This is a genomic window from Cupriavidus pauculus (genome assembly GCF_008801835.1).
Lineage (GTDB): Bacteria > Pseudomonadota > Gammaproteobacteria > Burkholderiales > Burkholderiaceae > Cupriavidus > Cupriavidus pauculus.
The window spans coordinates 15,622-40,417 of record NZ_VZOW01000042.1 but is presented as its reverse complement, the minus strand read 5'-3'; the positions used below and the strand labels follow the sequence as shown (position 1 = coordinate 40,417).

The 24,796-nt window shown below is 66.5% G+C and carries 23 protein-coding genes; 6 read left to right on the top strand and 17 right to left on the bottom strand.

Features of this window, described 5'->3' with window-relative positions; translation table 11 throughout:
* Positions 1–31: 31 nt before the first annotated feature.
* The 5 genes from F7R19_RS26395 to F7R19_RS26375 all read right to left on the bottom strand — a co-directional run bounded on the left by F7R19_RS26395 (position 32) and on the right by F7R19_RS26375 (position 6,302).
* A complete protein-coding gene (locus tag F7R19_RS26395; RefSeq protein ID WP_150982539.1) occupies positions 32–1,285 on the bottom strand; it encodes an MFS transporter in 1,254 nt (417 codons plus the stop codon).
* Positions 1,286–1,379: 94 nt separating this feature from the next.
* Positions 1,380–1,790 (bottom strand): VOC family protein, encoded by a 411-nt coding sequence (locus tag F7R19_RS26390; RefSeq protein WP_150982538.1) that lies wholly within the window; start codon positions 1,788–1,790, stop codon positions 1,380–1,382.
* A gap of 19 nt (positions 1,791–1,809) precedes the next feature.
* The gene (locus F7R19_RS26385) at positions 1,810–2,160 is read right to left on the bottom strand and encodes a GFA family protein (RefSeq protein WP_150982537.1); all 351 of its coding nucleotides are present in this window, start codon (positions 2,158–2,160) and stop codon (positions 1,810–1,812) included.
* Between the two features lie 38 nt (positions 2,161–2,198).
* Positions 2,199–2,618: a GNAT family acetyltransferase gene (locus F7R19_RS26380; protein ID WP_150982542.1), complete on the bottom strand. Its 420-nt coding sequence runs from the start codon at positions 2,616–2,618 to the stop codon at positions 2,199–2,201.
* Between the two features lie 90 nt (positions 2,619–2,708).
* Positions 2,709–6,302 (bottom strand): indolepyruvate ferredoxin oxidoreductase family protein, encoded by a 3,594-nt coding sequence (locus F7R19_RS26375; protein ID WP_150982536.1) that lies wholly within the window; start codon positions 6,300–6,302, stop codon positions 2,709–2,711.
* A gap of 315 nt (positions 6,303–6,617) precedes the next feature.
* Between F7R19_RS26375 and F7R19_RS26370 the strand changes: the two genes are divergently transcribed.
* Complete coding sequence (locus F7R19_RS26370; RefSeq protein WP_150982535.1) at positions 6,618–7,991, top strand: NYN domain-containing protein; 1,374 nt, start codon at positions 6,618–6,620, stop codon at positions 7,989–7,991.
* A 48-nt stretch (positions 7,992–8,039) separates the two neighbouring features.
* On the opposite strand, the gene gspF is transcribed toward F7R19_RS26370, so the two are convergent.
* From gspF to gspG, 11 genes are all read right to left on the bottom strand, one after another.
* Positions 8,040–9,257, bottom strand: a complete 1,218-nt coding sequence (gene gspF / locus F7R19_RS26365; protein WP_150982534.1) for a type II secretion system inner membrane protein GspF — start codon at positions 9,255–9,257, stop codon at positions 8,040–8,042.
* Positions 9,258–9,279: 22 nt separating this feature from the next.
* Positions 9,280–10,755, bottom strand: a complete 1,476-nt coding sequence (gene gspE / locus F7R19_RS26360) for a type II secretion system ATPase GspE (RefSeq protein ID WP_061953610.1) — start codon at positions 10,753–10,755, stop codon at positions 9,280–9,282.
* 88 nt (positions 10,756–10,843) lie between these two features.
* Complete coding sequence (gene gspD, locus F7R19_RS26355; RefSeq protein WP_150982533.1) at positions 10,844–13,228, bottom strand: type II secretion system secretin GspD; 2,385 nt, start codon at positions 13,226–13,228, stop codon at positions 10,844–10,846.
* Between the two features lie 29 nt (positions 13,229–13,257).
* A complete protein-coding gene (locus F7R19_RS26350) occupies positions 13,258–14,064 on the bottom strand; it encodes a type II secretion system protein N (protein ID WP_061953612.1) in 807 nt (268 codons plus the stop codon).
* Positions 14,064–14,645 carry a type II secretion system protein M gene (locus F7R19_RS26345; RefSeq protein ID WP_150982532.1) on the bottom strand — a complete coding sequence of 194 codons (582 nt, stop codon included), beginning with the start codon at positions 14,643–14,645 and terminating at the stop codon, positions 14,064–14,066. The genes F7R19_RS26350 and F7R19_RS26345 overlap by 1 nt, the downstream gene beginning before the upstream one ends.
* Entirely contained in the window at positions 14,642–16,243 is a 1,602-nt protein-coding gene (gene gspL, locus F7R19_RS26340; protein WP_150982531.1) for a type II secretion system protein GspL, read from the bottom strand. The genes F7R19_RS26345 and gspL overlap by 4 nt, the downstream gene beginning before the upstream one ends.
* A gap of 248 nt (positions 16,244–16,491) precedes the next feature.
* Positions 16,492–17,544 (bottom strand): type II secretion system minor pseudopilin GspK, encoded by a 1,053-nt coding sequence (gene gspK / locus F7R19_RS26335; RefSeq protein ID WP_150982530.1) that lies wholly within the window; start codon positions 17,542–17,544, stop codon positions 16,492–16,494.
* A complete protein-coding gene (locus F7R19_RS26330) occupies positions 17,544–18,269 on the bottom strand; it encodes a PulJ/GspJ family protein (RefSeq protein WP_150982529.1) in 726 nt (241 codons plus the stop codon). The genes gspK and F7R19_RS26330 overlap by 1 nt, the downstream gene beginning before the upstream one ends.
* Positions 18,247–18,645, bottom strand: a complete 399-nt coding sequence (gene gspI, locus F7R19_RS26325) for a type II secretion system minor pseudopilin GspI (protein WP_061953622.1) — start codon at positions 18,643–18,645, stop codon at positions 18,247–18,249. The genes F7R19_RS26330 and gspI overlap by 23 nt, the downstream gene beginning before the upstream one ends.
* Positions 18,645–19,157, bottom strand: coding sequence for a prepilin-type N-terminal cleavage/methylation domain-containing protein (locus tag F7R19_RS26320; RefSeq protein ID WP_061953624.1), 513 nt, complete (start codon positions 19,155–19,157; stop codon positions 18,645–18,647). Before F7R19_RS26320 ends, gspI begins: the two co-directional genes overlap by 1 nt.
* Before the next feature lie 14 nt (positions 19,158–19,171).
* Positions 19,172–19,624 carry a type II secretion system major pseudopilin GspG gene (gene gspG, locus F7R19_RS26315; RefSeq protein WP_061953626.1) on the bottom strand — a complete coding sequence of 151 codons (453 nt, stop codon included), beginning with the start codon at positions 19,622–19,624 and terminating at the stop codon, positions 19,172–19,174.
* A 161-nt stretch (positions 19,625–19,785) separates the two neighbouring features.
* On the opposite strand from gspG, the gene F7R19_RS26310 reads away from it, so the two are divergent.
* The 5 genes from F7R19_RS26310 (at position 19,786) to F7R19_RS26290 (ending at position 23,863) form a co-directional block, all read left to right on the top strand.
* A complete protein-coding gene (locus F7R19_RS26310) occupies positions 19,786–20,238 on the top strand; it encodes an Rrf2 family transcriptional regulator (RefSeq protein ID WP_150982528.1) in 453 nt (150 codons plus the stop codon).
* Between the two features lie 93 nt (positions 20,239–20,331).
* On the top strand, positions 20,332–21,552 hold the full coding sequence (gene hmpA, locus F7R19_RS26305; RefSeq protein WP_150982527.1) for an NO-inducible flavohemoprotein: 1,221 nt from the start codon (positions 20,332–20,334) through the stop codon (positions 21,550–21,552).
* A 96-nt stretch (positions 21,553–21,648) separates the two neighbouring features.
* Complete coding sequence (locus F7R19_RS26300) at positions 21,649–22,338, top strand: general secretion pathway protein (RefSeq protein WP_223505862.1); 690 nt, start codon at positions 21,649–21,651, stop codon at positions 22,336–22,338.
* Between the two features lie 175 nt (positions 22,339–22,513).
* On the top strand, positions 22,514–23,116 hold the full coding sequence (locus F7R19_RS26295) for an EF-hand domain-containing protein (protein WP_150982526.1): 603 nt from the start codon (positions 22,514–22,516) through the stop codon (positions 23,114–23,116).
* Between the two features lie 252 nt (positions 23,117–23,368).
* On the top strand, positions 23,369–23,863 hold the full coding sequence (locus F7R19_RS26290; RefSeq protein ID WP_061953669.1) for an Lrp/AsnC family transcriptional regulator: 495 nt from the start codon (positions 23,369–23,371) through the stop codon (positions 23,861–23,863).
* A 105-nt stretch (positions 23,864–23,968) separates the two neighbouring features.
* Here the strand turns inward: F7R19_RS26290 and F7R19_RS26285 are convergent, their stop codons facing one another.
* Positions 23,969–24,667 (bottom strand): GNAT family N-acetyltransferase, encoded by a 699-nt coding sequence (locus F7R19_RS26285; protein WP_061953633.1) that lies wholly within the window; start codon positions 24,665–24,667, stop codon positions 23,969–23,971.
* Positions 24,668–24,796: the final 129 nt, after the last annotated feature.

Sequence of the window (24,796 nt, the reverse complement as noted above, 5' to 3'; positions counted from 1 at the left end):
AACGATTCAGGGACGGACTTCGTGGCGCCGATCAGGCGGGCACCGGCGAGTGCCGCAGCAGTCCGCGGCGATGCAGCGCGAAAGCGAATGCGCCAAGCGCGCCCACGGCCAGCGCCACCATGACCCACAGCATCAGCCAATAACCGCCGGCGGCGCGCCACAGCAGCGCGCCGAACCACGGCGCGGCGGCCTGCATCAGCAGCACCGGCGTCATCATTAACCCATTGAGCGTTGCATAGTGATGACGCGAAATCAGTTCCGGCATCGCCATCGCGCGCAGCATCGTGTTCACGCCGTTGGCGCAACCGTAGCAAATGGCCGCAACCATCAGCCAGTAGCCGTGGCCCAGGGTCAGGCACAGCAGGCCGATGCTCATGACGATATACACGGGCAGCGACAGCCGCACGGGATGACTGATAGGCAGGCGCGCCATCGCCAGCCGCCCGGCCACCTGCGCCGGACCGATCAGCGCGGCCACTACCAGCTGCTGCGCCACCGGCATGCCTTTCTCGGTCAGCATCGGAGTCAGATGCGCACCGAGCAGCGACGCGATCACGGCCGTCGCGGTGAACGCGATCACCACGGCCCAGAACACCGGCTGGCGCAGCGTGCTGCGCGCGATGCCCGACGACGCCGCGCCGGCAGGCGACGCACTGGCATGCGCGCTGGCCTGCAGGTACGTGGGATGCACCGCGTAGCGCAGGCGCGCATGCAGCGGCGCGCAGACAAACAGGTTCAGCGCGGCAAATATCAGCAGCGTCTCGCGCCATCCCAGATGAAGCGCGAGCCATTGGCCCAACGGGATGAAGATGGTACTGGCAAAGCCCGCCAGCAGCGTCACCTGCACGATCGGCTTCTGATAGCTGTCGCCATAGGCCTGGCGCAGCACGACGAAAGCGGGCTCGTAGAGCGTGGACGCCATGGCCAGCCCCAGCGGTATCCACATCAGCAGGAACATTGCCGGCGATGGGCACCACGCCCACAACACCAGTCCGATCGCCGCCAGCACGGACCCGCTGCTCATCACCTTGTACGCCGGCACGCGATCGAGCAGCCGACCCACCGCGAACGAGCACATCGCCCACACCAGCAGCCCCAGCGAAAAACCGCCCGCCAGGAACGGCTTGCCGAAGCCGAGCGACTGCTGCATCGGGTCGATAAAAACGGTGAATGTGAAATACAGCGTGCCCCAGCTGATCACTTCGGTCACGCCGAGTGTCCAGACAATGTGACGGGGCGGCAATGCGGCGGAGGGCGGACAGTGGGGGGCGGCGGAGGCGGTCATGGCGCGCCCGGCGCGAAGGGGGGCGCCGGCAGCGAGGCTTGGTCGAGGAAGCACAAATTGTATCGGCCTCGCCCCGCCTGCGGAAATGCGTACTTCAGGGGGTGTTTGGCGGCCCCTTCAATTCCACGGTGTTGCCGTCGGGGTCCTTCAGATAGACCGATGGGCCTTGGCCTTCGGCGCCGTAACGTTGCTCCACGTGCCCGATATCGATACGATGAATATCAAAATGCGATCGTAGCGAGTGGATATCGAACGGATCGATGCGAAGGCAAAAATGGTCGAGATTTCGGCCTTCGGCGCCCGGGCCTGCGCCGCCCGCACGCCCAAGCGGGCCGTCGAGCGACACGAGGTCGATCAGCGCGCTGCCCGCGCGCAGTTGGGTCAGCCCAAAGGCGGGCTGTTCCTTTTCGACCACGCAGCCGAGCACATCGACATAAAAGCGCACCATCCTGCCGACGTCGGCGGTGCGCAGCACGAGATGATCGATTCCGCGAATGGCGAACATGATGGGCGCGGTGATTGGGTTACCTGTGCAGGCCGTCGTACTCGATCACCTTCAGGCTTGCGAGGTCGATGTCGTCGACGCAGCGCACGTTGACCGCCGCGGTCGGATTGCCTTGGGGGTCGCTGGCCTCGGCATAGGGACCGCAGCCACAGACCGGGCAGAAGCGGTGCGCGATTTTCATGGTGTGGAAGCGATAGGTGGACGCGTTTTCATCGGGCGTCTTGAGCCGGAACTGGGCTTTGGGCACAAACCAGAGCAGGTGGCCGCGCCGGCGGCAGATCGTGCAATTGCATTGCAGCACCTGCGTGATCTCGCCGTCGGCCTCGAAGGCGATGCGGCCGCAGTGACAGCTTCCGTGATAGGTCGTCATGGCGTCTCTTGTCGGGTTGAGTGTCTTGCCGCCGGCTGCTACTGGTCCGGGATCAGCCGCTTGCCCAGACTGACCGCCGCGTCGCGGCCGTAGCCGAGTCTGTCGTAGAAAGCCAGCACGGCGTCGTTAGTGTCGCGTACCAACAGGTTGATCTTCGGGCAGCCGCGTTCGATCAGCAACGCCTCGGCGCGGGCCATCAGCATACGCCCGTAGCCGCGCCCCTGGTACTGCGGATCGACGGCCAGGTAATAGACCCAGCCGCGGTGCCCGTCGTAGCCGATCATCGCCGTCGCCATCAGCCGGCCGTCGATCTCGCCAACCTGGAACAGCTCGGGCTGCGTGGTCAGCTTGCGGGCGATGTCCTTGTGCGGATCGTTCCACGGACGTGTCAGGCCGCAGGCTTGCCACAAATCCACAACGGCGGTTTCGTCAGCGGGGCGATAGGGGCGCAATAGCATGGCTACCTTGGGGGTTGAGAGGTCCACAGTGTAGCCATGCGGGGGCCGATGCTGAAGCGCCCGGCCCGGCGATCGCAATGCCTCGGCTGGTCAGGCGGCCTGCTGCCCACTATGCGGATGCCGGAACTGCTCCAGCAGTTTCGACCACCTGCCGCGCGCCGCCTTGAGATTGTTTTCCTTGACGTGACCGAAGCCGCGGATGTCGTCAGGCACATTGGCCAGCGCAATCGCCGTCTCGTGGTTGGCGGCGGTGAGGCCCGCCGACAATTCGTCGAGCAGCGCGCGATATTCGCCGATCAGCGCGCGTTCGGTGCGCCGTTCCTCGGTCCTGCCGAAGACATCGAGCGGGCCGCCGCGCAATCCCTTTAGCCTGGCAAGCAAGCGGAACAGCGTCATCGTCGACGGACCGAAACGGCGCTTGACCAGATGGCCCTTGCTGTCGCGCTTTGCCGTGGCGGGCGGCGCGAGCCAGAAATTGAGCTGGTAGTCGCGTCCCGGTTCGCCTTCGAATTGGGCGCGCAGCTTGTCGAGAAAAACCGGATCGGTGTACAGACGCGCCACTTCGTATTCGTCCTTGTACGCCATCAACTTGGCCAGGTTGCGCGCGGCGGCTTCGGTCAGCGGCAGCGGCTTGCCCGCGCCCACCAGCGCGCTTTCGGCGGTGCGCACGCGATTGACGGCCTGGCGATACTGTTCGGCGTAGGCGGCGTTCTGGTACTGCGTCAGCAATTCCGCACGATTGGCGATCAGCTTTTCCAGCAGCGCGCCGCTCGATGTCGGCAGCTTGACCACCTCGGCGCCCTGCATCTGCGTCTTCAGCTTGCCGGTCAGCGACAGCACATGCTCGGGATCGTGCGCCATGTGCCGGCCCCACTCGAACGCGGCGCGGTTCTTGTCGACGGCCACGCCATTGAGTTCGATCGCGCGCTCCAGCGCCTGCAGCGACAGCGGGATCCAGCCCTTCTGCCACGCATAGCCGAGCACCAGCGGATTGGTGTAGATCGTGTCGCCGAGCAGCGCCACCGCCAGCGCGCTGGCGTTGATGAAATCGCACGCATCGCCCACCGCGTTGCGGATGTCCGTTTCGGCCGAAAGACCCGGGAACTGCCATTTCGGGTCCTTGATGAACGCGGCCGTCGGCGTCTGCGCGGTGTTGACCACGGCGCGGGTGCGGCCCGGCTGGGTCTTGGAAATCACCTCGTCGGTGGCCGACACAATGGCGTCGCAACCAATCACCAGATCGGCTTCGCCGATGGCGATGCGCGTGGCGTGAAGGTCATCGGGCTTCTCCGCAATCTGCACGTGCGACAGCACGGCGCCGCCTTTCTGCGCCAGGCCGGCCATATCGAGCACGGTGACGCCCTTGTTTTCAAGGTGCGCGGCCATGCCGAGCAGTCCGCCGATCGTCACTACGCCGGTGCCGCCCACGCCGGTGACCAGGATGCCGTAGGCGCGGCGGATGGCTGGCAACGCGGGATCGGGCAGGGCAGGCAGGCCATTCATGGCGATGCCCAGCGCCTGCGGCTTGCGCACCTGCGCGCCTTCGGCCGTCACAAAGCTCGGGCAGAAACCGTTCAGGCAGGAGAAATCCTTGTTGCACGACGACTGGTTGATCTGGCGTTTGGTGCCCAGTTCGGTTTCCAGCGGTTCCACCGACAGGCAGTTCGACTTGACCGAGCAATCGCCGCAGCCTTCGCAGACCGCGTCGTTGATAAACGCGCGGCGTGCCGGATCGGGGAACGTGCCGCGCTTGCGGCGCCGACGCTTTTCCGTGGCGCAAGTCTGGTCGTAGATCAGGATCGTGCAGCCCGGCACTTCGCGCAGCTCGCGCTGGATGTCGTCAAGCTGTTCGCGCGGATGTACGGTCAGCCCCTCGGGCAACTTGATCGCGCTGTTGTACTTCTCGGGCTGGTCGGTGACGATGACGATCTTCTTCGCGCCCTCGGCGGCCACCTGATACGCGATGTCCTGCACCGACAGCTGGCCGTCGACCGGCTGCCCGCCGGTCATCGCCACCGCATCGTTGTAGAGGATCTTGTAGGTGATGTTCACGCCGGCGGCGATCGACGCGCGGATCGCCAGCAGGCCGGAATGGAAATAGGTGCCGTCGCCCAGATTGGCGAACACGTGCTTGTCGCCCGCAAACGGCGCCTGGCCGATCCACGCCACGCCTTCGCCGCCCATCTGGCTGAAGGTGCTGGTGTTGCGGTCCATCCAGACCGTCATGTAGTGGCAGCCGATGCCGGCCAGCGCGCGCGATCCTTCGGGCACGTTGGTCGATGTGTTGTGCGGGCAGCCGGAGCAGAACCACGGCTTGCGCTCGGCCGTCACGCGCGGCGTAGCCAGCGCCTTTTCCTTGGCGTCGATAATGGTCAGGCGCGCCGCGATGCGCGCGCGCGCATCGGCAGGCAGGTCGAATTTTTCCAGCCGCGTGGCGATGGCGCGGGCGATCAGCGCCGGCGACAGTTCGTAGTGTGCGGGCAGCAGCCAGTTGTTCTGCGGGATCGACCATTCGCCGCCCGCGTTGTCGCGCTCGTCGAACTTGCCGTAGACCTTGGGACGGACGTCGTCGCGCCAGTTATACAGCTCTTCCTTGAGCGCGTACTCCATGATCTGGCGCTTTTCCTCGACCACGAGGATTTCCTGCAGCCCTTCGGCAAAGGCGCGCGCGCCGTGCGCTTCCAGCGGCCACACGCAGCCCACCTTGTACAGGCGGATGCCAAGCTGCGCGCAGGTCTGGTCGTCCAGGCCAAGGTCGGACAGCGCCTGGCGCGTGTCGAGATACGCCTTGCCGGCGGTCATGATGCCGAAGCGCGCGTGCGGCGAATCGATCTCGATGCGGTCGATGCCATTGGCGCGCACGTAGGCCAGGCCCGCGTACCACTTGTAGTCGAGCAGCCGCGCTTCCTGTTCCAGCGGCGGATCGGGCGAGCGAATGTTGAGGCCGCCCGGCGGCAATGCGAAATCGTCGGGGATCACGATGCGCACGCGGTGCGGATCGAGTTCCACCGATGCGGACGATTCCACTACATCGGTCACGCACTTCATCGCCACCCAAAGGCCCGAGTAGCGGCTCATGGCCCAGCCGTGCAGACCGTAGTCGAGATATTCCTGCACGTTGGATGGATACAGCACCGGCAGCCCGCATGCCTTAAAGATGTGTTCGGACTGGTGCGCCAGCGTCGAGGATTTGGCCGAGTGGTCGTCGCCGGCCAGCACCAGCACGCCGCCGTGCTGGCTCGATCCTGCCGAATTGGCGTGCTTGAACACATCGCCGGTGCGATCGACGCCCGGGCCCTTGCCGTACCACATGCCGAACACGCCATCGAACTTCGCATCCGGATACATGTTCACCTGCTGCGAGCCCCACACCGCCGTGGCGGCGAGATCTTCGTTCAGCCCGGCCTGGAACACGACGTTGTGCGCGGCAAGATGCTTCTTGGCCTTCCAGAGCGACTGGTCCAGCGCGCCGAGCGGCGAGCCGCGATAGCCGGAAATGAAACCGGCGGTATTCAGTCCCGCGGCGCGGTCGCGTTCCTGCTGCAGCATCGGCAGCCGTACCAGCGCCTGCGTGCCGCTGATGTAGATGCGGCCACGCTCCAGCGTGTATTTGTCTTCCAGGGAAACGTTTTCGAGCGCGCGGCGGATGGCGTCGCTGACCGGTGGGGTCAGGGGGGCGTTCATGGGGGCTCCTCTAGGGGCATGCTGTCGGGATCACCGACACATCTGTTTTGGGCAGTCGTTCCGGCAACCTCTTGTGGAGGCGCTGGAGGACTGTGTCTCTGCGCGGCATGGTAGCACCGGCGTGCAGACCGCGGTACCGTGCGATGCAGCATAAAACGCGCCAGATACCCCCGTGATTTCCCGTATACAGTGGCGCGGCGCGTGTACACTGCGGTGCATCCAAATGGCGCACGCGACCGGTTCGCGGCGTCCCACGCAGCACACCCCCGGGGCATCGAGATGGTGCAACCGGCATCCATCCAACCTGATCCGACCATGACCAATTCCCCTCGCCAGGGCGCAACCCTGGCCGTGCTGATCGACGCCGACAACGCCGCTCCGGCCATCGTCGAAGGCCTGCTGGCCGAAGTGGCGAAATACGGCGTCGCCGCCGTCAAGCGCATCTACGGCGACTGGACGCGCCCGAACCTGTCGGGCTGGAAGGACCGCCTGCTGGCGCATTCGATCCAGCCGATCCAGCAGTTCCGCTACACCGTCGGCAAGAACGCGACCGACAGCGCGATGATCATCGACGCGATGGATCTGCTCTACACCGGCCGCTTCGACGGCTTCTGCATCGTATCCAGCGACAGCGACTTCACGCGCCTCGCCTCGCGCATCCGCGAGCAAGGCCTGACCGTCTACGGTTTCGGCGAGCGCAAGACGCCCAAGCCTTTCGTCACCGCATGCGACAAGTTCATCTATTCCGATGTGCTGCGCGCCGCAGAAGGCGACGGTGAAGGCGACGGCGACACCGATGCGGAAACGGGTGCCGCGCCGGCGCGACGCCGCAGCTCGCAGGAATTGCGGCAGGATTCGCGCCTGGTGCGGCTGCTGCAAAGCGCCTCGCAGGCGGTGTCCGACGAAGACGGCTGGTCCACGCTCGGCGGCATCGGCAACTACATCGCCAAGCAGGCGCCCGAATTCGATTCGCGCAATTACGGCTACGGCAAGCTTTCCGAGCTGGTGGCGGCGACCAACCTGTTCGAAGTCGAAACGCGCAACGGCGGCAACAACAAGACCATCTGGGTGCGGCTGAAGAAGCGCCGGAGCGAGGGCGGCCAGCCGCAGCAACCGCAGCAACAGCCGGCGCCGCAATCGTCGCAACAGTCGTCGCAGCGCCCCGCGCCGGCAAGGCCGTCGCCTGCGCCGCAGCCCGCGCATACGGTCGCGCAAGCGGTGCCGCCGGTGGAGACCCCCGCGCCGGTGGTTGACCTCGATGCTATCGACGAACCCGCGCCGGCGTTGTCGGCCGCGCTGGAAGATGAATCGGCCGGCACGGCTTCGACGCTGATCTCCGAAACCGTGGACATGGACGCGGACGACGCGCCGAAGAACCGGGGCCGACGCACGCGGCGTCCCGACGTGAAGCTCAGCGAAACGCCGTGGCCGATCGATCAGTCGGTATTTGCTGCGCCGGGCTCGACGGTGCTGTCTGCGCAAGTGACGCAGGACACCGCGCCGGCCGCCGCCCGCGCGACGGCGAATCCGGTTGCTGAGCCGACCGCAGAGGCGGTTGCCGAACCCGTGACCGAAGCGTCCGCCGAAGCCGATGCCGCGCCCGCCGCGAAACCGGCCGCCAGGAAAAAGCCCGCCGCCAAGAAGGCCGCGCCGCGCAAGCGTGCGCCGGCCAAGAAGGCGAGCGCCTGAGCCGCGCGCGGCCGGCTTGCGGGCCGGGTGCGTTGGCGCGCGATTGCGCTAGCGCACCAGCTGGTTGATCTCGATGATCGGCATCAGCACGGCCAGCACGATCATCAGCACCACTACACCCATCGTCAGGATCAGCAGCGGCTCCAGCAGGCTGGTCAGGAACAGCGTGCGGCGTTCCAGTTCCTGGCCTTCGCCGGTGGCTGCGCGTTCCAGCATGACGGGCAGGTTGCCCGTCGCTTCGCCGGAGCGGATCAGGTGCACCAGCACCGGTGGAAACTGGTTCTGCGCGGCCAGCGCGCGCGCCAGCGAGGCGCCTTCGCGCACGCGCGTGGTGGCATCGTCGACATTGGTCTTGAGCGCGACGTTGGTCAGCGTTTCGCCGGCCGCCTGCAGGCTGCGCAGGATCGGCACGCCGGCCGATACGAGAATCGCCAGCGTGCTGGCAAAGCGCGCGGTGTTGTAGCCGCGGATCAGCTTGCCCACCAGCGGCGCGGTCAGCAGCCAGCGATGCCACGAGAGCCGGATGTCGGGCTGCTTGAGCAGGCTGCGCAGGATCGCGACGATTATGCCGATCAGGATCAGCCCGGCCCACCACCAGTTGCGCACGAAATCCGACAGCCACAGCATCACGATGGTCAGTGTCGGCAGCTTCTGCTTGGTGTTGGCGAACACGCTGACCACCTGCGGCACCACATACGACAGCAGGAAGATCACGATCGCAAACGCAACCACGGTCACGATGGCCGGATAAGTGAAGGCGAGGCGGATCTTGGACGTCAGCGCGTTGCGCGTTTCGATATACGTGGCCAGACGCTCCAGCACCACGCCCAGATGGCCGGAATGTTCGCCGGCCGAGACCAGCGCGCGATAGATATCGGGAAAGTCCTTCGGATGCTGGGCCAGCGCCACCGATAGCGAACTGCCGCCCATCACCTCGGCGCGAATACCGGCCAGCAGTTCATGCACGTACTGGCGTTCGGCCTGGTCGGCCAGCGCGCCCAATGCTTCGTCCAGCGGCAGTCCCGAGACGATCAGGCTGGCCAGCTGGCGCGTGAACAGCGCCTGTTCCTGCGTGGACAGCCGGCGCACGAACATGCTTCTGCCGCTGCGCTGGGCCAGTCCCGCGCCAGCCAGCGGATCGACCGTGATGGGCGTCAGACCCCGTGCGCGCAATTGCGAGCGCGCCTGCTTCGGACTGTCGGCTTCGATCACGCCGCGGTCGACGCGGCCTGCGGCGTCGGCGGCTTCGTAGCGATAGGCGGGCATGCTGCGTCAGGTTCCTTGCTTCTTACTCGCGCGTGACGCGCAGGACTTCTTCAAGCGCCGTGGCGCCGCTGTCGATCCAGCGCTGTGCGTCGGCGCGCATCGTGTGCATGCCCTTGGACAGCGCCACCTGCTTGATCTCGGATTCCGGCTGCTGGCGGTGGATCATCGTCTGGATGTCGCTGTCGACGGTCAGCAGTTCGTACACGCCCATGCGCCCCTGATAGCCCGAATGGCCGCATTTGTCGCAGCCCACCGCGTGCCAGACGCGCTGCAGCGGCTTGCCCTGCGCGTGCAGCACTTCGGCTTCGGCGGCGGTCACCTCGATCACTTCCTCGCGTTTGCAATGCGGGCACAGGCGGCGTACCAGCCGCTGCGCCAGCACGCCGAGCAGCGACGACGACAGCAGGAACGGCTCGATCCCCATATCGACGAGCCGCGTCACGGCCGACGCCGAATCGTTGGTGTGCAGCGTGGCCAGCACCAGGTGACCGGTCAGCGACGCCTGCACCGCGATCTGCGCGGTTTCGAGATCGCGGATTTCGCCGATCATCACCACGTCCGGGTCTTGCCGCAGGATGGCGCGCAGCGCCTTGCCGAACGTCATGTCGATGCGCGGATTCACCTGCGTCTGGCCGATGCCGTCGAGGTCGTACTCGATCGGATCTTCCACGGTCATGATGTTGGTGGTGTGCGAATCGAGCCGCGACAGCGCCGCGTAGAGCGTGGTGGTCTTGCCCGAACCGGTCGGGCCGGTCACCAGCACGATGCCGTGCGGCTGCCGGATCAGGTGGTCGAAGCCGGCCAGCGTGCCGGGCGCCATGCCCAGCTTGGCCAGATCGAGCCGGCCCGCTTCCTTGTCGAGCAGCCGCAGCACGGCGCGCTCGCCATGGCCGGTCGGCAGCGTCGACACCCGCACATCGACGGGACGCCCGCCCACGCGCAGCGTGATGCGGCCGTCCTGCGGCAGACGCTTTTCGGCGATGTCGAGCTGCGCCATGATCTTGATCCGCGAAATCAACGCGCCGTGCAGCGCCTTCTTCGGACGCACCACATCGCGCAGCGTGCCATCCACGCGGAAGCGCACCACCGATGCGGATTCGAACGGTTCGATGTGGATGTCCGATGCCTGCTCGCGCGCGGCCTGCGTGAGCAGCGCGTTGATCATGCGGATGATCGGCGCGTCGTCCTCGGATTCGAGCAAGTCTTCCACGGCGGGAATGTCCTGCATCAGCCGCGACAGGTCGACTTCGCCCTCGACTTCGCCCACCACCTGCGCGGCCGAGCCGTCCTGGCGGTTGTAAGCATCGGACATGGCCGCCTCCAGCGCCGCCGATTCCAGCACGCGCAGGTGCAGCGCGCCGTGCACGCGCGCCACTTCGGCCAGCGCCGCTGGCGAGGTCTTGCGGCTCACCCACACCTCGAGACCGTCGGGGCGCTGGTGGGCGATCAGCAGGGGCGCTTCGCGCGAGAACGAATAGGACACCAGCCGAGCCGCCATCGGTGACGGCGGCTCGAGCGGGGCGTCGGCCCCGGGGGCGGGATGGGCGAGAGTTTCGGTTGCCATGGCGATGCGTGTGTCCTGCGCGTCAGCTCTGCGGCGCCTGGCGCTTGCCAAACGACTGGTCATCGAGCGACAGCGGCCGGGGTGCGGTCGATCGCGGCGCGCCTTGCGGCGCTGGGGCAGGCGTGGCCGGCGGCGTTGGATCGAGCGGCAGCGGCGATTGCACCGGCCCGTTGTAGCGCGGATCGACAAACGGCGCGCCCGGCGAATCGGCCGGCGGCAGCACCGGCGTGTCCTTGTCCCGCACGATCATGTTAGGCGACACGAAGCCCTGCTGCTGGCCGCGGATGAATTCGTAACGGTCCTGCGTGAGGCGGTCGGTCGCGCTCGCCGTACGCATCACGTACGGACGCAGGAACACCAGCAGATTGGTCTTCTTGCGATTCTTGTTCTCGTAACGGAACAGGGATCCGAGGTAGGGAATGTCGCCCAGCAGCGGCACCTTCTGCACGCCGTCGCCATAGCTGTCTTCGATCAGCCCGCCGAGCACGATGATCTGGCCGTCGTCGACCAGCACGTTGGTTTCGATCGATCGCACGTTGGTGGTCGGCCCCTGGATCAGGTTGGCCGTGTTGGCCACCACCGACGACGATTCCTGGTAGATCTGCATCTTCACCAGGCCGCCTTCGGTGATCTGCGGGCGCACGCGCAGCGTGATGCCGACGTCCTTGCGGTCGAAGGTCTGGAACGGCGAGACGGTCGACGTGTTGCCGGTCTGCGCGTACGAACCGGTCGTGATCGGGATGTTCTGGCCGATCAGGATCTTCGCTTCCTCGTTTTCCAGCGTGATCAGGTTCGGCGTCGACAGCAGGTTCACGCTGTCGTTGGAGCCCAGCGCGCTGAGCAGCGCGCCCAGTCCGGCCGACTTGTTGACCACGCCGATATTGAGGCCGCCCAGGTCCGGCACCAGTTGCTGCGCGGCGGCGATGCCAGCCGTGTTGTTGTTCCGGTACAGCAGGCCCGCCAGCGTCAGGTTCAGGATGTTCTGGCCGCCCGTGCCGAAGTTGGTGCCGATCACGCCGAGCGTGTTGCCCGCCTGGTTGACGATGCCCTGCCACTGGATGCCGAGCTGCTCGGCCTGCGATGCCGTGACCTCGACGATCATCGACTCGATATACACCTGCGCGCGGCGCGCATCGAGATCGTCGATCACGCCGCGCAGGTTGCGGTACACCGGCTCGCTGGCGGTGATGATCAGCGAATTGGTGGACGGATCGGCCTGGATAGTGCCGCCGGTGGTGGGCTGCTGGTTCACGGCAAACGACGCCGAAAACGCGTTGGAGCCGCTCGTGCCGCCAAAGCCGCCCGAGCTTGAGCCGCCGCGGTTGTAGCCGGCGCTGCTGCCGCCGGTGTACTGCCCGCTCTGCGGCAGCGTGGTGTTCTGCGCCGCGGTGCCCGCGGCGACACCTGGTTGTCCGCCGGGCTGGGTGGTGCTGGCAAACGAGGCGTCGGCGGCGACGATGGCGCGCAACGTGGCCGCCAGCTTGACGGCATCGGCATTCTTCAGCGGCACTACCCAGATATTGCCGGGCCGTGCAAACGGCTGGTCGATCTTCTCGATCAACTGGCGCGCCTGCTGCACACGCGCGCGGCTTGAGGCGCGAACCATCAGCGAGTTGCTGCGCGGCTCGGCCACCACGGTGGTGCGCAGCGTGGCGTCGCCAGGCGCGCCACCGCCGGCCCCGCCCGCCGCGGACGGGTCGAGCAGCTTTTGCAGCACCACGGCGGCGTCGCTGGCCACGGCGTTCTTCAGCGGAATCAGTTCCACCTCGCCCGAAGCCGGCGCGTCGACGGCAGCGATGATGCGGGCCAGCCTGCGCAGGTTGTCGGCATAGTCAGTGATCACCAGCGTGTTGTTGGCCGGGTATGCCGTGATGGTGTTGTTCGGCGCGATCATCGGGCGCAGCACCGGCACCAGGTTGTTGGCCGATTCATAGTTCAGGCGGAACACCTGCGTCACGACCTGATCGCCGCGGCTGCTTCCCGCGCCGATCACGGTCGGCGATCCCTGCAGCTTGGCGTCGGCCTCGGGCACCACCTTGGTGAAGCCGTTGGATTCGACCATCGCGTAGCCCTGCATGCGCAGCACGGACCCGAGCGTTTCCAGCGCCTGCGCGCGCGACACCGGCTGCTCGGTCACGAGGTTGACGGTGCCCTTCACGCGCGGATCGATCACGAAGTTCTTGCCCGTGGCCTGTCCCACCGCCTTGACCACCGATTCGAGGTCGGCATTGACGAAGTTCAGCACCACCTGGTCGCGATTGCGCGGCGTGATGTCGTTGGGCTGCGGCGCCTGCTGTTGCGGCTGCGCCCACAGGGTGGCGGGCGCCAGCAGCGACAGGCTGCACAACAGCGCCGTGGCGCGGGCGCAGGCGGTACGGTAGAAGTGGTGGTGTGCTTGCGTTTTCATCATCGGTTCCAAGCGTGCGGCTTCGCGTTTCAGAAGCGCAGCCTCGTAACGTTGTTTTCTGTTCGTCCCAGCAGGCTCAGCAGGCCTGCCAGCTGGGTGGCGGCATCGGGCGCGGCATGCGCCGTGCCTTCAAAGCGCGCCTGTCGGCCCAGGGTGCCGCTGCCCTCCAGGTACAGCGGCCCAGCCGTGGTTTTCAACTGCAGTTTGCCGCCGGCGCCGGTGAGGTCGACGTCCGCGCGATAGCTGCCCAGCGGGCGCAGGCGGCTGACCGCGGCGGACATCTGGTCGAGCTGCACGCTCAGATGTCCGTACTTCTGATTGCCGGCGAAACGGCCTTGCAGCGCGGTCCAGTCGATGCGCATCGTGCCGTCCGGGCGCAGCGTGTTGAACGGCGCGCCGACGCCTTCCAGCAGCGATGCCGGCAGACGCATGCTGCCGGGCTGCACGGTCCAGCCGGCGGGCGACACCGACACGGTGACGGGCGCGGCCATGGTGGCGTCCTGTTCCAGCACCACGCGCAGCGTTCCGCCAAGCAACGGCCAGAACGCCACGTTCCAGGACAGTCGGCCGGGCAGGACAGTGGCCGTCTGGCTGCCCGCGCCCGCCGACAGTGCCAGCGTGGCGCTGCCTTGCCACATCGTGCCGGCCGCATCCGCCAGGAGGACGCGGCGCTGCGTTTCGGCGGCGACGCGATCGGCCATCCAGGCGGCAGGCAGCGACGCGACAATCGTCACGATGACCGTGACGATGCCCAGCAACGCCCAGCGCAGCCGCTGCCAGCCGCGCGGCGTACGCGCGCGGCGGCGGGGCAGGCGCAGTGCTTCGAGGCGCGCCATCAGTTGCGGCCGCCGGCGCCGGGACCTTGCAGCGTCGCCGTCACATTGACCAGCGCGGTGGCGCCGACGTAGCTGATGCGTGCGTCCGTGACCTTCAGCCGCTGCTGGGCGCGCACATCCTGCAGCCAGCCCGCGACGGCGCCGAACGCCGCCTTGTCGAGCTGGACCTGGATGGCGTTGTCGCCGGTGGCGGCCAGCCGGGTTGCCTTCAGGCCGTGCTGGCCAAGGCTGTCCTGCAGCGCCTGCGTCAGCGCTTCACCACGCAGCGAGGGCGCCGGACGGGCCTGCAGCCCGCGCGCCTCTTGCGCCAGCGTTTCCATTTCGGCCAGGTCCGCGCGTTGCGCGGGCAGGTTGCGCATCAGGCGATCGCGGCCGCTGGCGGCCGGCTCCCACAGCACCAGATAGCCGAATACGAGTACCAGAATCAGCGTGCCGCCGCCCAGAATGGCCTGCTCGCGCGGATTGCGCGCGCTCCAGAATGCGCTGAAGCGCTCGCGCCATGGCTCGGGAATGCGCGGACGCAGGCGGCTCAGGCGCGCCGAAAGCGGGCTGGCGGAAGCGGAACGGATGACGGGTTTCATGCGCCGGCCCTGCCTTGCGCCTTGCCGTCGGCGCGCGATTCCGCCTTGACCGTCCAGCGCGATCCCGGTGGTGTGGCGGCGCCGCCGGCGCGTACCGCCGCGTCGGGTGGGTTCTTGTCTTCGTCCATCTGCAGACCAGCCTGTCGCACGCTATCGCGCAGCGCATTGGTGTTGGTGCCGGATTTGAGGGTGACGTACAGCGTGCCGGCGCGGTAGTCGAGCTGCTGCAGCGCGTCCGGCGCAAGGTCGCGCGCGGCGCGAGCGAACGTATCGGCCAGCGGCAGGAAGTCGCTGGGCGTGCTGCGTCCGCTGGCGGTGCGCAGCTGTTCCATCTGGCGGCGCATCAGCAGCGCCGGCTCGGCCACGGGCGGCACATTGGGAAACGCGGCGTGCAGCACATCGATCTGGGCCTGTTCCAGGCGCTTCGATTCCTGGCGCAGCATCAGCCATTGCACGTTCATGCCGATGATCTGCACCAGCACGATCGCCACGGCCAGTGCCGCGGGCGCGCGCCAGGCGAGCACGTTCCAGCGATCCATGCGGCCCTGGGCAAACTCGAACTGGGCCAGGTCGATCTGCGGTTCGCGCAGGCAGGCTTCGGCGCCCGCCAGCCATACGCGCCAGTCGTCGGAGATGCGCGAGGCAGAGGGCACCGGGCGTTGCGTACGCAAGGCCTCGATCGGCGCATGGCGCAACGCGGCCTTGTCGCCGTGCCACTGCCCGGCCGGCGCCAGCACCTGCCACGCCGCCAGCGCCTGATCGTTGAGCAGCAGGCCGTAGCCATCGTAAGGGCCGGTGCGCACGGTCAGTTGCCAGAGCCGGGCCGATTCGGCGGAGGCGGGCGGCGGCGCGACGGCGTCTAGCAGCGATGCCGATTGCGCCAGCGCCGAAGCGGCCAGTTCCACCATCAGCGTCGCGGGCTGGGCCTGCTCGTCGGCTGTGGCCGGGGCGACCGCAATCGACGGCGCTGGCGCGGCAGCCATGTCGGCGGCAGCGGCAGGCACGTCGGCAGCATCGGCAGCATCGGCCAGCGCAGGCTCGGCGGCGGGCGTCAGGTGCGCGGGCGTAAGCGGGGCCGGCGCAGGCGCCGCGGTGGCATCCACCAGCGGCAGGCACAACTGCGCGGGAACGACGTTGCGGCGACGGTGTTTGTGTTCGGCGAATTGGTCGAGCGCCGCGCGCAGCCAGGCGCGATCGGTGACCATCAGCAGGCGGCGGCGCGGCCCGCGTGGCAGGGCCGCGCTATCGAGCGCCGGGCCGAGCGCGATGTGGCACGGTGCCGCGTCCGTGGCCAGCATGTCTTCCACGAGATTCGGCAGCGCCAGGCGCAGGCGGGCGGGCGGCAGCGGCGGCACCATGGCGGCCGTCAGCAGCACGTCGCTGGCTGCGACGATCAGCACAAGACGATCCGCCGCGGGCATTGCCGCGGGCAGTGCGTGGCCTTCGCGCAACAGCTCGGGCGCGTGCGGCAGGCCTGCACGGCGGTTCTTTTCCCCGACGGACGCGCGTACCAGCGCAAAGGGCATCTCGCCAAATTGCCACGGTTGCGGCTGGTCATGCGGCCGGTGCGGCAGGCGGACGTAGAGCGTGGTACTCAAGATTTCCCTGTTTTCATCAAGAATGTCGCGTCGAACGCGCGTGGCGGGCTTGGCATCGCCAGCCGGTTCTCCCGGAGCGGCCTGCTGGCGGAGGGCGCAGTGAAACCAGCCCGCAGCCTGCCGGGCTGGCACAGCAGCATACCTTGCCTGTGTGACTTACATGCGTCAATAGGCGTCACATCCGATTCTGTGAGAGCGTTTGTCCGACACGCGATCCAGTCGGCAACGGCTTGCGGTGCCGCGATTTTTCAGCGTTGTTCCGGCATTGCGTCGGTATCGCGCGTCCAGAGGATCCGCGTGGTGTTGCCACTGCCGAGCACATCGGCGCGCTTCACCAGCGACACCTTGAGGCGTCGCGCGCGGTCGTGCCGGACCAATCCATAGATCAGGAAATAGTGGGTCAGCACATCGAGCGAATTGGGCGTTACCGACGCCTGGGGCGCAATGCTCTGCAGCTGCGAAGTGAGATCGCCGACGTTGTTGAAATACGAGCGGTCGCGCTGGCGCACCAGTTCGCGCGCGCGATCGACCGGCAGCTTGTCGATCACGGCGGACAGCACTTCGGCGTCGGCCGTGTTGGCGTTGACCGCCGTGCGCTCGGGTAGCACCGTGACGAATGGTTCCAGCACCGCGACCATGGCGGGCGTGTAGCCCGGGATCGCCAGCAGGTCGTCGGCGCTGTCGGGCGGACGCGGCGCGGGCTGGCCGTTGGTCGGCACGCCCCGGGCGGCGCGCAGGAAATACTGCGCGGTCGGTTCGGCCAGTCCGGCATCGAGGCCCAGCGTTTGAAGCAGACGCCTGTACGCCGTCTGCCACTGCACGTCGATACTGGCTGCACGGCCGGCGCCGTCGGCCTGCCAGGCATAAAGGTTGGTCAGGTTGAAGCGCGCCTGGGCATCGAGGATGCGGCCGGAAACGAACGAGGTCTCGCCGGATTGATCGGTACTGACGCCTGCGCCCAGAAAATCGGACAGACGTGTTTCGGCCACCGGCACCGACCACGGCTCGCCAAGGTAATCGACGCGCGAGCGCCGCTGGTCATCGCGCAGGATCAGGCGTGACCAGTCCACGGCGGCACGTTCGATCCACGCCGCCTGCGCCACCAGCCGCTGGTTTTCGATCGAGCGGATCTGCACCTGCTGACGCCACAGCATGCCCGATACCACCACGACGGCCAGCGCCACGATCAGCAGCGCCGTGACCACGGCGGCGCCGCGCTGCCGCCGCGACAGGCGGGCAGCCAGCACACGAGAAGCCGGGGAGGGCAAACGCGAGAGAGCGGGGCGGGCGTGGCGATGCATCACATCCCCGTCATGCAGATTTTCTGGAACTGGCGCGGCGCGTCGCCGTCGCCCATACGGGCCAGCACGTTCAGCTCCACGGCGCGGATGGCCGCTGATGAGCTGATGTTGTTGCTGGCCTGCGCGTCGCTGGCGCCGGCGGATTCGATCGCGTTGATCATGGCGCCGCCTTGCGCGAGGGCCACGCGCACGCGGCCCGAATCGATCAGCCAGCCGGCAGGCTCCACCCACGCGCGCGCGGCAAGGCGCTCGGCATCGTTTAGCAACGGACGCACCTGCACGCTCTGGCCGCTCGGGTTGCCGCTCTGGCGCAGCGCGACGAGCGCATTCTGCACGTCGTTGCGCGTCATGGCGGGCCGGCTGGCCAGACGGACCAGGGTGTTGCCGTCCAGGCGATAGGCGACCACCTGCCAGGCGGGCGGCTGGCCCTCGTTGCGGCGATCGCGCACCATCAGCAACTGGTTCGCGGCGAATTCCACGGGACTGGCCTGCAATTGGCCCGGCAGCGCCAGATGTTCGCAATCGGACTGGAACTGGCCGTACAGCACTTTTAGCGCATCGAGCCGTGCATCGTGGTCAGTCAGCCGCTCGCGCGTGCGCGTCAGCGAGTCGAGCGCGCGCCAGCCGATCACGGCCATGACCGCCAGCAGCGTGATGGCTACGAGCATTTCCAGCAGCGTGAAGCCGGTGCGCGTGTGGCGCTTAGAGGGCGTTGCGCGTTTCATTGGGTACCAGGGTGACCAGCCAGGCCAGGCGCACGGATTTGTTCGTGGCCGACGGGTAGACCGCAATTTCCACGCGGCGGAATGTCGGATTGGGCGTGCCGGAAACCGATTCCTCGCACCACAGCGGCACGCCGCCCTGCGGGCAGTCGTAGCCGCGCGAGCCCGATTCGGGCCATGTCTTCGACAGGCGCAGCGTGGCCAGATGGTTCTCGGCGCTGAATTCGGCCAGCATGCGTTGCTGCAGCGATGCGCTCGATTCGGTCATCGATCCCATCGCGCGCATGGCGGCGGTCAGCGCCACGGCGAGGATCGTCAGGGCGACCAGTACCTCGATCAGCGTGAAGCCGATCTCGCGGCGGCGGCGGACAGTGCGCATTATGGCGTCACCGTCGCCACGTAGCGGCCGCTGCCGTCGCCGACGATATCGACGCGAATGTCGCCGCGCGTGAGCACCAGCCGCTGCGGCTCATCGATCAGCTCGCGTCCAAAGATCAGTCGCACGGGGCCGGTGCCGAGCTGGCGTCCGCCCTGCACGATTGCGGCGCCGTCGAGCGGCAGCCGCCATTGGCCGGGCGCAAACACGTCGGTGCGGATCGGTAACCAGCCCTGCGGCGTCGATTCCAGGAAGCGCCAGCCGCTGGCGTCGCCCTCCCATGCCAGCGGGCGGGCGCCAAGTTGCGCATCTTCCTGGGCAAGTTCGAACAGGCGGGCAATGCGCTGGCCGTCGTCGAGCACGCGACCGCGGTCATTGGGCGTGGCGTTGACCGCCACCAGTGAGATCACGATGCCGGCGATCACCATGACCACCAGCAGTTCCAGCAGCGTGAAACCGGCGCGCCGGCGACGCGCTGGCAGGGCGGCCATGCCGCGCAACGTCGCCGGATTCATGGGATCAGGTCGCCTTATTCCCAGTTGCCGATATCGGCATCGTTGCCGCTGCCACCGGCCTGGCCGTCCGCGCCGAAGCTGAACACGTCGATTTCGCCGCGTACGCCCGGGTTCAGATATTGGTAAGGATTGCCCCACGGATCCTTGGGCAGTTTTTCCAGGTAACCGCCGCCCTTCCAGTTGTTGGGGATCGGCTCGGTGGTGGGCTTGTTGACCAGCGCGGCCAGGCCCTGCTCCGTGGTGGGATAGCGGCCGTTGTCCAGGCGATAGAGCTTGAGCGCCTGCATCACCGACGAGATGTCCTGACGCGCCGCGACAATGCGCGCTTCGTCGGGCCGGCTCATGATCTTGGGCACCACCAGCGCAGCCAGCACGCCAAGAATCACGATCACCACCATGATTTCGATCAGCGTGAAGCCGCGAGTGCGGCGGCGAAGGGTTTCGGGCTGCTTGGCGAGTCTGCGCATCGTGTTTGTGCCTGGAGTCTGGGTATGGCCGGAAAGTATAACTCTCGCGGCGTGACTGTTTCGTGTGCAGCACTCTTGGTCGATTCTGACTGGCGACTGATATGTGCGATGCAACAAAAATATTGCATTAGAAATGCACCTTATCTATCATCCGACTCACGATGCAACTGACACGATTTTCCGACTACGCGCTGCGCCTTCTGATGTACGTATCGCGAGGCGACGGCAGCCGGCCGATCACGATTGCCGAGGTCGGCCAGCAATTCGACATCTCGCACAACCATCTTGTGAAAGTGGCGGCGCGTCTGTCGAGGCTTGGCTGGATTACGGCCACGCGTGGCCGCAATGGCGGACTGCAGCTCGGTCCCGGTGCGGCGCAATTGTCGATCGGCACCATTCTGCGCGAGTTGGAAGGGCACAAATCCATCATCGATTGCGCCGATCCGCCGTGCGCGCTGAACGGCAATTGCCGCCTGAAGCGCGCACTCGATGACGCGGAAGAGGCGTTTTATCGCGCACTCGATGGGATTACCCTGGCCGATGTAGCAGGCAGCCGCACGGCCGAGTCGATCATCCGTCTGCATCGCGATTTCCTGAGCCGGCGAGCGGCTTGAGGTGCGAAGCACACTGCTTCGCCCAAAGGCCGTGCCGGCTTTTTCATGCCCTAAAACATGCATTTAATATGCATTAAAACAGGAGTTTCATTCATGTTGTCCGCTGCTTCCCGCCCCTACATCGATGCCAGCGTACCCGTGCTGCGCGAGCACGGTCTTGCCATCACGACGCATTTCTACCGGGAAATGTTCGCCGCGCGCCCGGAACTGAAGCAACTGTTCAATATGGGCAACCAGGCCAATGGATCGCAGCAGCAATCGCTCGCTTCGGCCGTGTTCGCTTACGCCGCCAATATCGACCGCGCCGATGCGCTGGCCCCGGTGATCGAGCGCATCGTCCACAAGCACGTGGCCGTGGGACTGACGCCGGCGCACTATCCGATCGTCGGCAAATACCTGCTCGAAGCGATCGCCGCGGTGCTGGGCCAAGCCGCCACGCCGCCGCTGCTAGCCGCCTGGGATGAAGCGTACTGGCTGCTGGCCGGCGACCTGATTGCCGCCGAGGCGCGGCTTTACGAGCGCCATGGCGTGGCCGCCGGCCAGTTGCTGCGCGTGCGGGTGGTCAATCGCGAACAGGAGAGCGAACAAGTAGTGGCGCTGACGCTAGCGGCCGACGACGGATCGCCGCTGCGGGACTTCAAGCCGGGGCAGTACATCAGCGTCGAGGCAATCTTTGCCGACGGCCATCGCCAGTTGCGCCAGTACTCGCTGTCGCAGGAGCGCGGCCTGCCGACGTGGCGCATATCGGTCAAGCGCGAGGCCGGCAATGCGCAGACGCCGGCCGGCGCGGTGTCGAACTGGCTGCACGACAACGCCCATGTGGGCGCCACGCTCAAAGTCAGCACGCCGTGGGGGGAATTCGCGCCCAGTCTCGATGATCGGCGCCCTATCGTGCTGATGTCGGCAGGCATTGGCGTGACGCCGATGGTGTCGGTGCTGCGTACACTGGCGCGTGAAAATCCGCATCGCCCGGTGCTGTTCGCCCACGCCGCGCGCCATGGCTGCCATCACGCGCATCGCCGCGACGTTGCCTGGGCGCGCGAGCGGATGCCCAACCTTCATACGCATATCAGCTACCAGACGCCCCAGGCCGACGACGTGGCCGGCCGCGATTTCGACCACGCTGGCGAGATGCCGATCGACGCCTTGCTGAAGGCCGAGCGGACCGCCGGGTTCAACGACGCGCAGTTCTACCTGTGCGGCCCGATCGGCTTCATGCAGGCGCAGCGCCGGGCGCTGATTTCCGCCGGCATTCCGGTCAGTCATATCCACCGCGAAGTGTTCGGTCCCGACCTGCTCGACGATCTGCTCTGATCGGTATCGCCGCGGGGTGGCGTGACTGACAGACAATCGACGCATGCGTCTGGTACGCTAGGCGATCCTTGTTCAAGCCGCCTGGCGTACCCGTCCGTGCCCACCCTGATTCGGCCCGCTTTTCGCTTCGATCTTTCCGCCGCCTGGCTGCCGCGCGTGGCCAGCCTCGCGTTGTTTGTGGCGCTGTGCGCGCTGGTCACCCATTGGTTTCTGGTGTTCAGCGCCATGCGCACGATCCCCGTGCCGAAATCCGCGCGCGTGGCCCAGACCGATGCGGTCGAAACCGGGGCAGTTGCCACGTTGTTCGGCGGCAGCGCGCAGGCCGGCGTACGCGACGTGCAGTTGATCGGCGTGGTGGCGGATCTGGACGGCGTCGGCCCGGCCGCGGCCATCCTCTCGCTCGACGGCGGGCCGCCGAAGGCAGTGCGCGCGGGCGCGTCGCTGTCGCCGCAAATCCGGCTCAAGGAAATCCACGGCCGCAATATCGTGATCGAACGAAACGGCGTGCGTCAGGAAATCGCGCTGCCGTTGCAGAACGCTGTCTCGCTGGCGCGCCCTGGCGCGTTGCCGGCCACGCCGCCTGCGGGCGCGGCCGCGCCTTTGTCGACGCCCATGCCGGCGCCGGTGCAAGCCGCGCCGCCGCCGGTCGCCAGCAATCCCGACACGGCGCAGCATGACGAGCCGCCGGGCTTTCCGGCGCCGAATGGCCAGCCGCAGCAGCAATTCCAGCCCGCGCAGCAGGGGCAGCCGCGTCCGATTGGCGAGAATCTTCCGCCGAAACAATGATCCAATCGACGAAACGTGTGTTGCAAACCGTTGCGCAATATTTGACTGTCTTGCGCATGTTTACGCCCCAAGTCGAATCTGTGAGCCCCGTAACATCGTATTAAAAGTGCCAACTTTGAGCGGTTGCCTGCGTTCTAATCCGTACATGCCCAACGTGATGAAAAGGAGCACAGACATGCAACGCAATCACAAGTCGCAGATCTTCAAGAGCTTTATCGCAGCTTCGGCCGCTTTCCTGATGGTGGGCGGCGCCTTCGCCCAGACCGCGGCGCCAGCGCCCACGCCGGCACCGCAAGCCGGCATGCCGGGGCCGCACCATCATATGGGCGGTCCGGGTGAACGGGGCGAACATGGCATGGGCTGGCTGAAGTCGGTCGACACCGACAACGACGGCTCGGTCTCGAAGGCGGAATTCGACGCGCTGTTCAACAAGATCGACAGCAATCACGATGGCAAGCTCGACAAGTCGGAAATGGCGGCCTACCGCAAGACGATGTGGGAGCAACGCCGCACCGAGATGAAGGCCGAATTCGAGGCCAAGTTCAAGGCAGCGGACAAGAACAACGACGGTGCGCTGACGCGCGACGAGTTCAAGGCGGCGTTCCCGCGCATGGCCGATCGCTTCGACAAGCTGGACGCCAACCGCGACGGAAAGGTGACCATGGCCGAGATCCAGGCCGGCATGGAGAAGATGCACAAGGAGCGCGGTGACCGCATGCATCGTCGCGGTCCGGACGGCGCATCGACGCCCGCCGTGCCCTCGCCGAGCGGCAACTGAGTCGGCCACTGATCGCCAACTCAGCCGCAGTCACTACGGCGGCGCGGGGATCCACTCGCAAACAGAACGCGGCTTTCGGGCCGCGTTTTTTATTGGGGCTGGCACCATCCTTGCCTGTGCAACGTGATGCATGCGTCCGCTGCATTCCGTCGCCACACCCGTCTCAAGATGAAATAAATTGCGGAGTTGTGCACGACTTGATAAATTTGCGCAAAAAAATTGCTGACAAACTTATTGCGGAGCAACAAAAACGTGAGCAAGGTGGAGCTGGACAAGATCGACCGAAAAATTCTCGAGGTCCTGCAGACCAACGGGCGGTTGACCAACCTGGAAGTTGCGGAGCGCGTGAACCTGTCGCCAAGCCCTTGCCTGCGCCGGATTCGTCGGCTCGAGGAAATCGGCGTGATTCGCCAGTACGCGGCGCTGCTGGAACCCTACAAGATCGGGCTTGGCCTGCTGGCCTATATCAATGTGCGGCTGGAAAAGCAGGGCGGCACGCCCAAGGGCAAGGCGCCGTTGGACTTGTTCCGTGCGGCGATTCAGACGTGGCCCGAGGTGGCGGCGTGCCACGCCATGACCGGCGAAATGGACTTGCTGCTCAAGGTCTATGTCGAAGACATGGAGCACTTCGCGCGATTCATGCAGGAGCAGTTGCTGGCGCATCCGTCGGTCATCGACGTGCGGTCGAGCTTCGCGCTGGAATCGATCAAGGACACCACGGCACTGCCGGTCGGCAACGGCGCCTGACGGGCAGGCAGCAGGCGACGGCGGCTGACGGGAGCCAACGGGAGCCGGAAAGCAAAACGGCGCACCTATGCGGTGCGCCGTTTTCGTTGGAACTGCCAGCGTTGGTCAGGCCGTGCCCTTTTGCGGCACCAGCGAGCGCCAGAAGCGTAGGCCGAAGCGTCGCGCATCGCGCAGATTGCGGCGCATCAGGTAATCCAGATCCGCAACCTGCTCGTCGATGGCTTCGGTCAGGCGGCTAACGGTGTCTGCGGGCGGCAGTTCAAGGTACGCATCGGCCTCGCCATACGCGTACTGGACCTTCATGCCGGCCTTCTTGGCGATGTGCATCATCGCGGCATTGCGCGAGAGGCAGTGCATGTACAAGGTGCGGACGTTGCTGTTGCGGCCGTGCATGGCGGCGCGCTGGAACAGGGCGCTGCCGACGCCGCGGCCGCGCGCGCTCTTGGAAACCGACACGCCGAACTCCGCCACGCGGCCCTGGGCGTTGTCGCGCAGGTTGGCGAAGTGGCCGACGCCGGCCAGCTCCAGGTGTTCGTCGTACACGCCGAAGACGCTGTCGTGGTCGAAATCGATGCTTTCCACGTACGCTTCGATCACGTGATCGCCCACGGACTGGCCAAAACGGAGCAGGCGATCCTCCTCGCCGAGGGCGAGAAAATGCTTCAGCAGCCGCGAGCGATGGTGGGCTGCCAGCTCCCGCACCAGAATGGTGTGGCGTTGGACAGCCTGGCTTGCCTCGGCGGCTCGGCGCAGATCTTCGTCGGTAACGGCGCCGACGGCCTTGCTCAGTTCGAGCGGGTTCACTTGGTTTCCTTCTTTGGGATCAATATAAAAATAGCACTGTCGTGATGATCGGCCCGTCATCGTTGTGATGCAAAATGCCGGATCCGGACAGCGTGCGGGCAAACACTAGGTTGCTGCAACGCGAAAAGT

What these genes read in the sequence shown, in the direction of transcription:
- F7R19_RS26310 (WP_150982528.1), top strand. Translation starts at nt 19,786, where the DNA reads ATGCAACTGACACGATTTTCCGACTACGCGCTGCGCCTTCTGATGTAC.
- F7R19_RS26380 (WP_150982542.1), bottom strand. Translation starts at nt 2,618, where the DNA reads ATGCTATTGCGCCCCTATCGCCCCGCTGACGAAACCGCCGTTGTGGAT.
- gspE (WP_061953610.1), bottom strand. Translation starts at nt 10,755, where the DNA reads ATGGCGGCTCGGCTGGTGTCCTATTCGTTCTCGCGCGAAGCGCCCCTG.
- F7R19_RS26385 (WP_150982537.1), bottom strand. Translation starts at nt 2,160, where the DNA reads ATGACGACCTATCACGGAAGCTGTCACTGCGGCCGCATCGCCTTCGAG.
- gspG (WP_061953626.1), bottom strand. Translation starts at nt 19,624, where the DNA reads ATGCGCAGACTCGCCAAGCAGCCCGAAACCCTTCGCCGCCGCACTCGC.
- F7R19_RS26395 (WP_150982539.1), bottom strand. Translation starts at nt 1,285, where the DNA reads ATGACCGCCTCCGCCGCCCCCCACTGTCCGCCCTCCGCCGCATTGCCG.
- hmpA (WP_150982527.1), top strand. Translation starts at nt 20,332, where the DNA reads ATGTTGTCCGCTGCTTCCCGCCCCTACATCGATGCCAGCGTACCCGTG.
- F7R19_RS26375 (WP_150982536.1), bottom strand. Translation starts at nt 6,302, where the DNA reads ATGAACGCCCCCCTGACCCCACCGGTCAGCGACGCCATCCGCCGCGCG.
- F7R19_RS26295 (WP_150982526.1), top strand. Translation starts at nt 22,514, where the DNA reads ATGCAACGCAATCACAAGTCGCAGATCTTCAAGAGCTTTATCGCAGCT.
- gspK (WP_150982530.1), bottom strand. Translation starts at nt 17,544, where the DNA reads ATGCATCGCCACGCCCGCCCCGCTCTCTCGCGTTTGCCCTCCCCGGCT.
- F7R19_RS26370 (WP_150982535.1), top strand. Translation starts at nt 6,618, where the DNA reads ATGACCAATTCCCCTCGCCAGGGCGCAACCCTGGCCGTGCTGATCGAC.
- gspI (WP_061953622.1), bottom strand. Translation starts at nt 18,645, where the DNA reads ATGCGCACTGTCCGCCGCCGCCGCGAGATCGGCTTCACGCTGATCGAG.
- F7R19_RS26345 (WP_150982532.1), bottom strand. Translation starts at nt 14,645, where the DNA reads ATGAAACCCGTCATCCGTTCCGCTTCCGCCAGCCCGCTTTCGGCGCGC.
- F7R19_RS26390 (WP_150982538.1), bottom strand. Translation starts at nt 1,790, where the DNA reads ATGTTCGCCATTCGCGGAATCGATCATCTCGTGCTGCGCACCGCCGAC.
- gspF (WP_150982534.1), bottom strand. Translation starts at nt 9,257, where the DNA reads ATGCCCGCCTATCGCTACGAAGCCGCCGACGCCGCAGGCCGCGTCGAC.
- F7R19_RS26320 (WP_061953624.1), bottom strand. Translation starts at nt 19,157, where the DNA reads ATGAATCCGGCGACGTTGCGCGGCATGGCCGCCCTGCCAGCGCGTCGC.
- gspD (WP_150982533.1), bottom strand. Translation starts at nt 13,228, where the DNA reads ATGAAAACGCAAGCACACCACCACTTCTACCGTACCGCCTGCGCCCGC.
- F7R19_RS26330 (WP_150982529.1), bottom strand. Translation starts at nt 18,269, where the DNA reads ATGAAACGCGCAACGCCCTCTAAGCGCCACACGCGCACCGGCTTCACG.
- F7R19_RS26350 (WP_061953612.1), bottom strand. Translation starts at nt 14,064, where the DNA reads ATGGCGCGCCTCGAAGCACTGCGCCTGCCCCGCCGCCGCGCGCGTACG.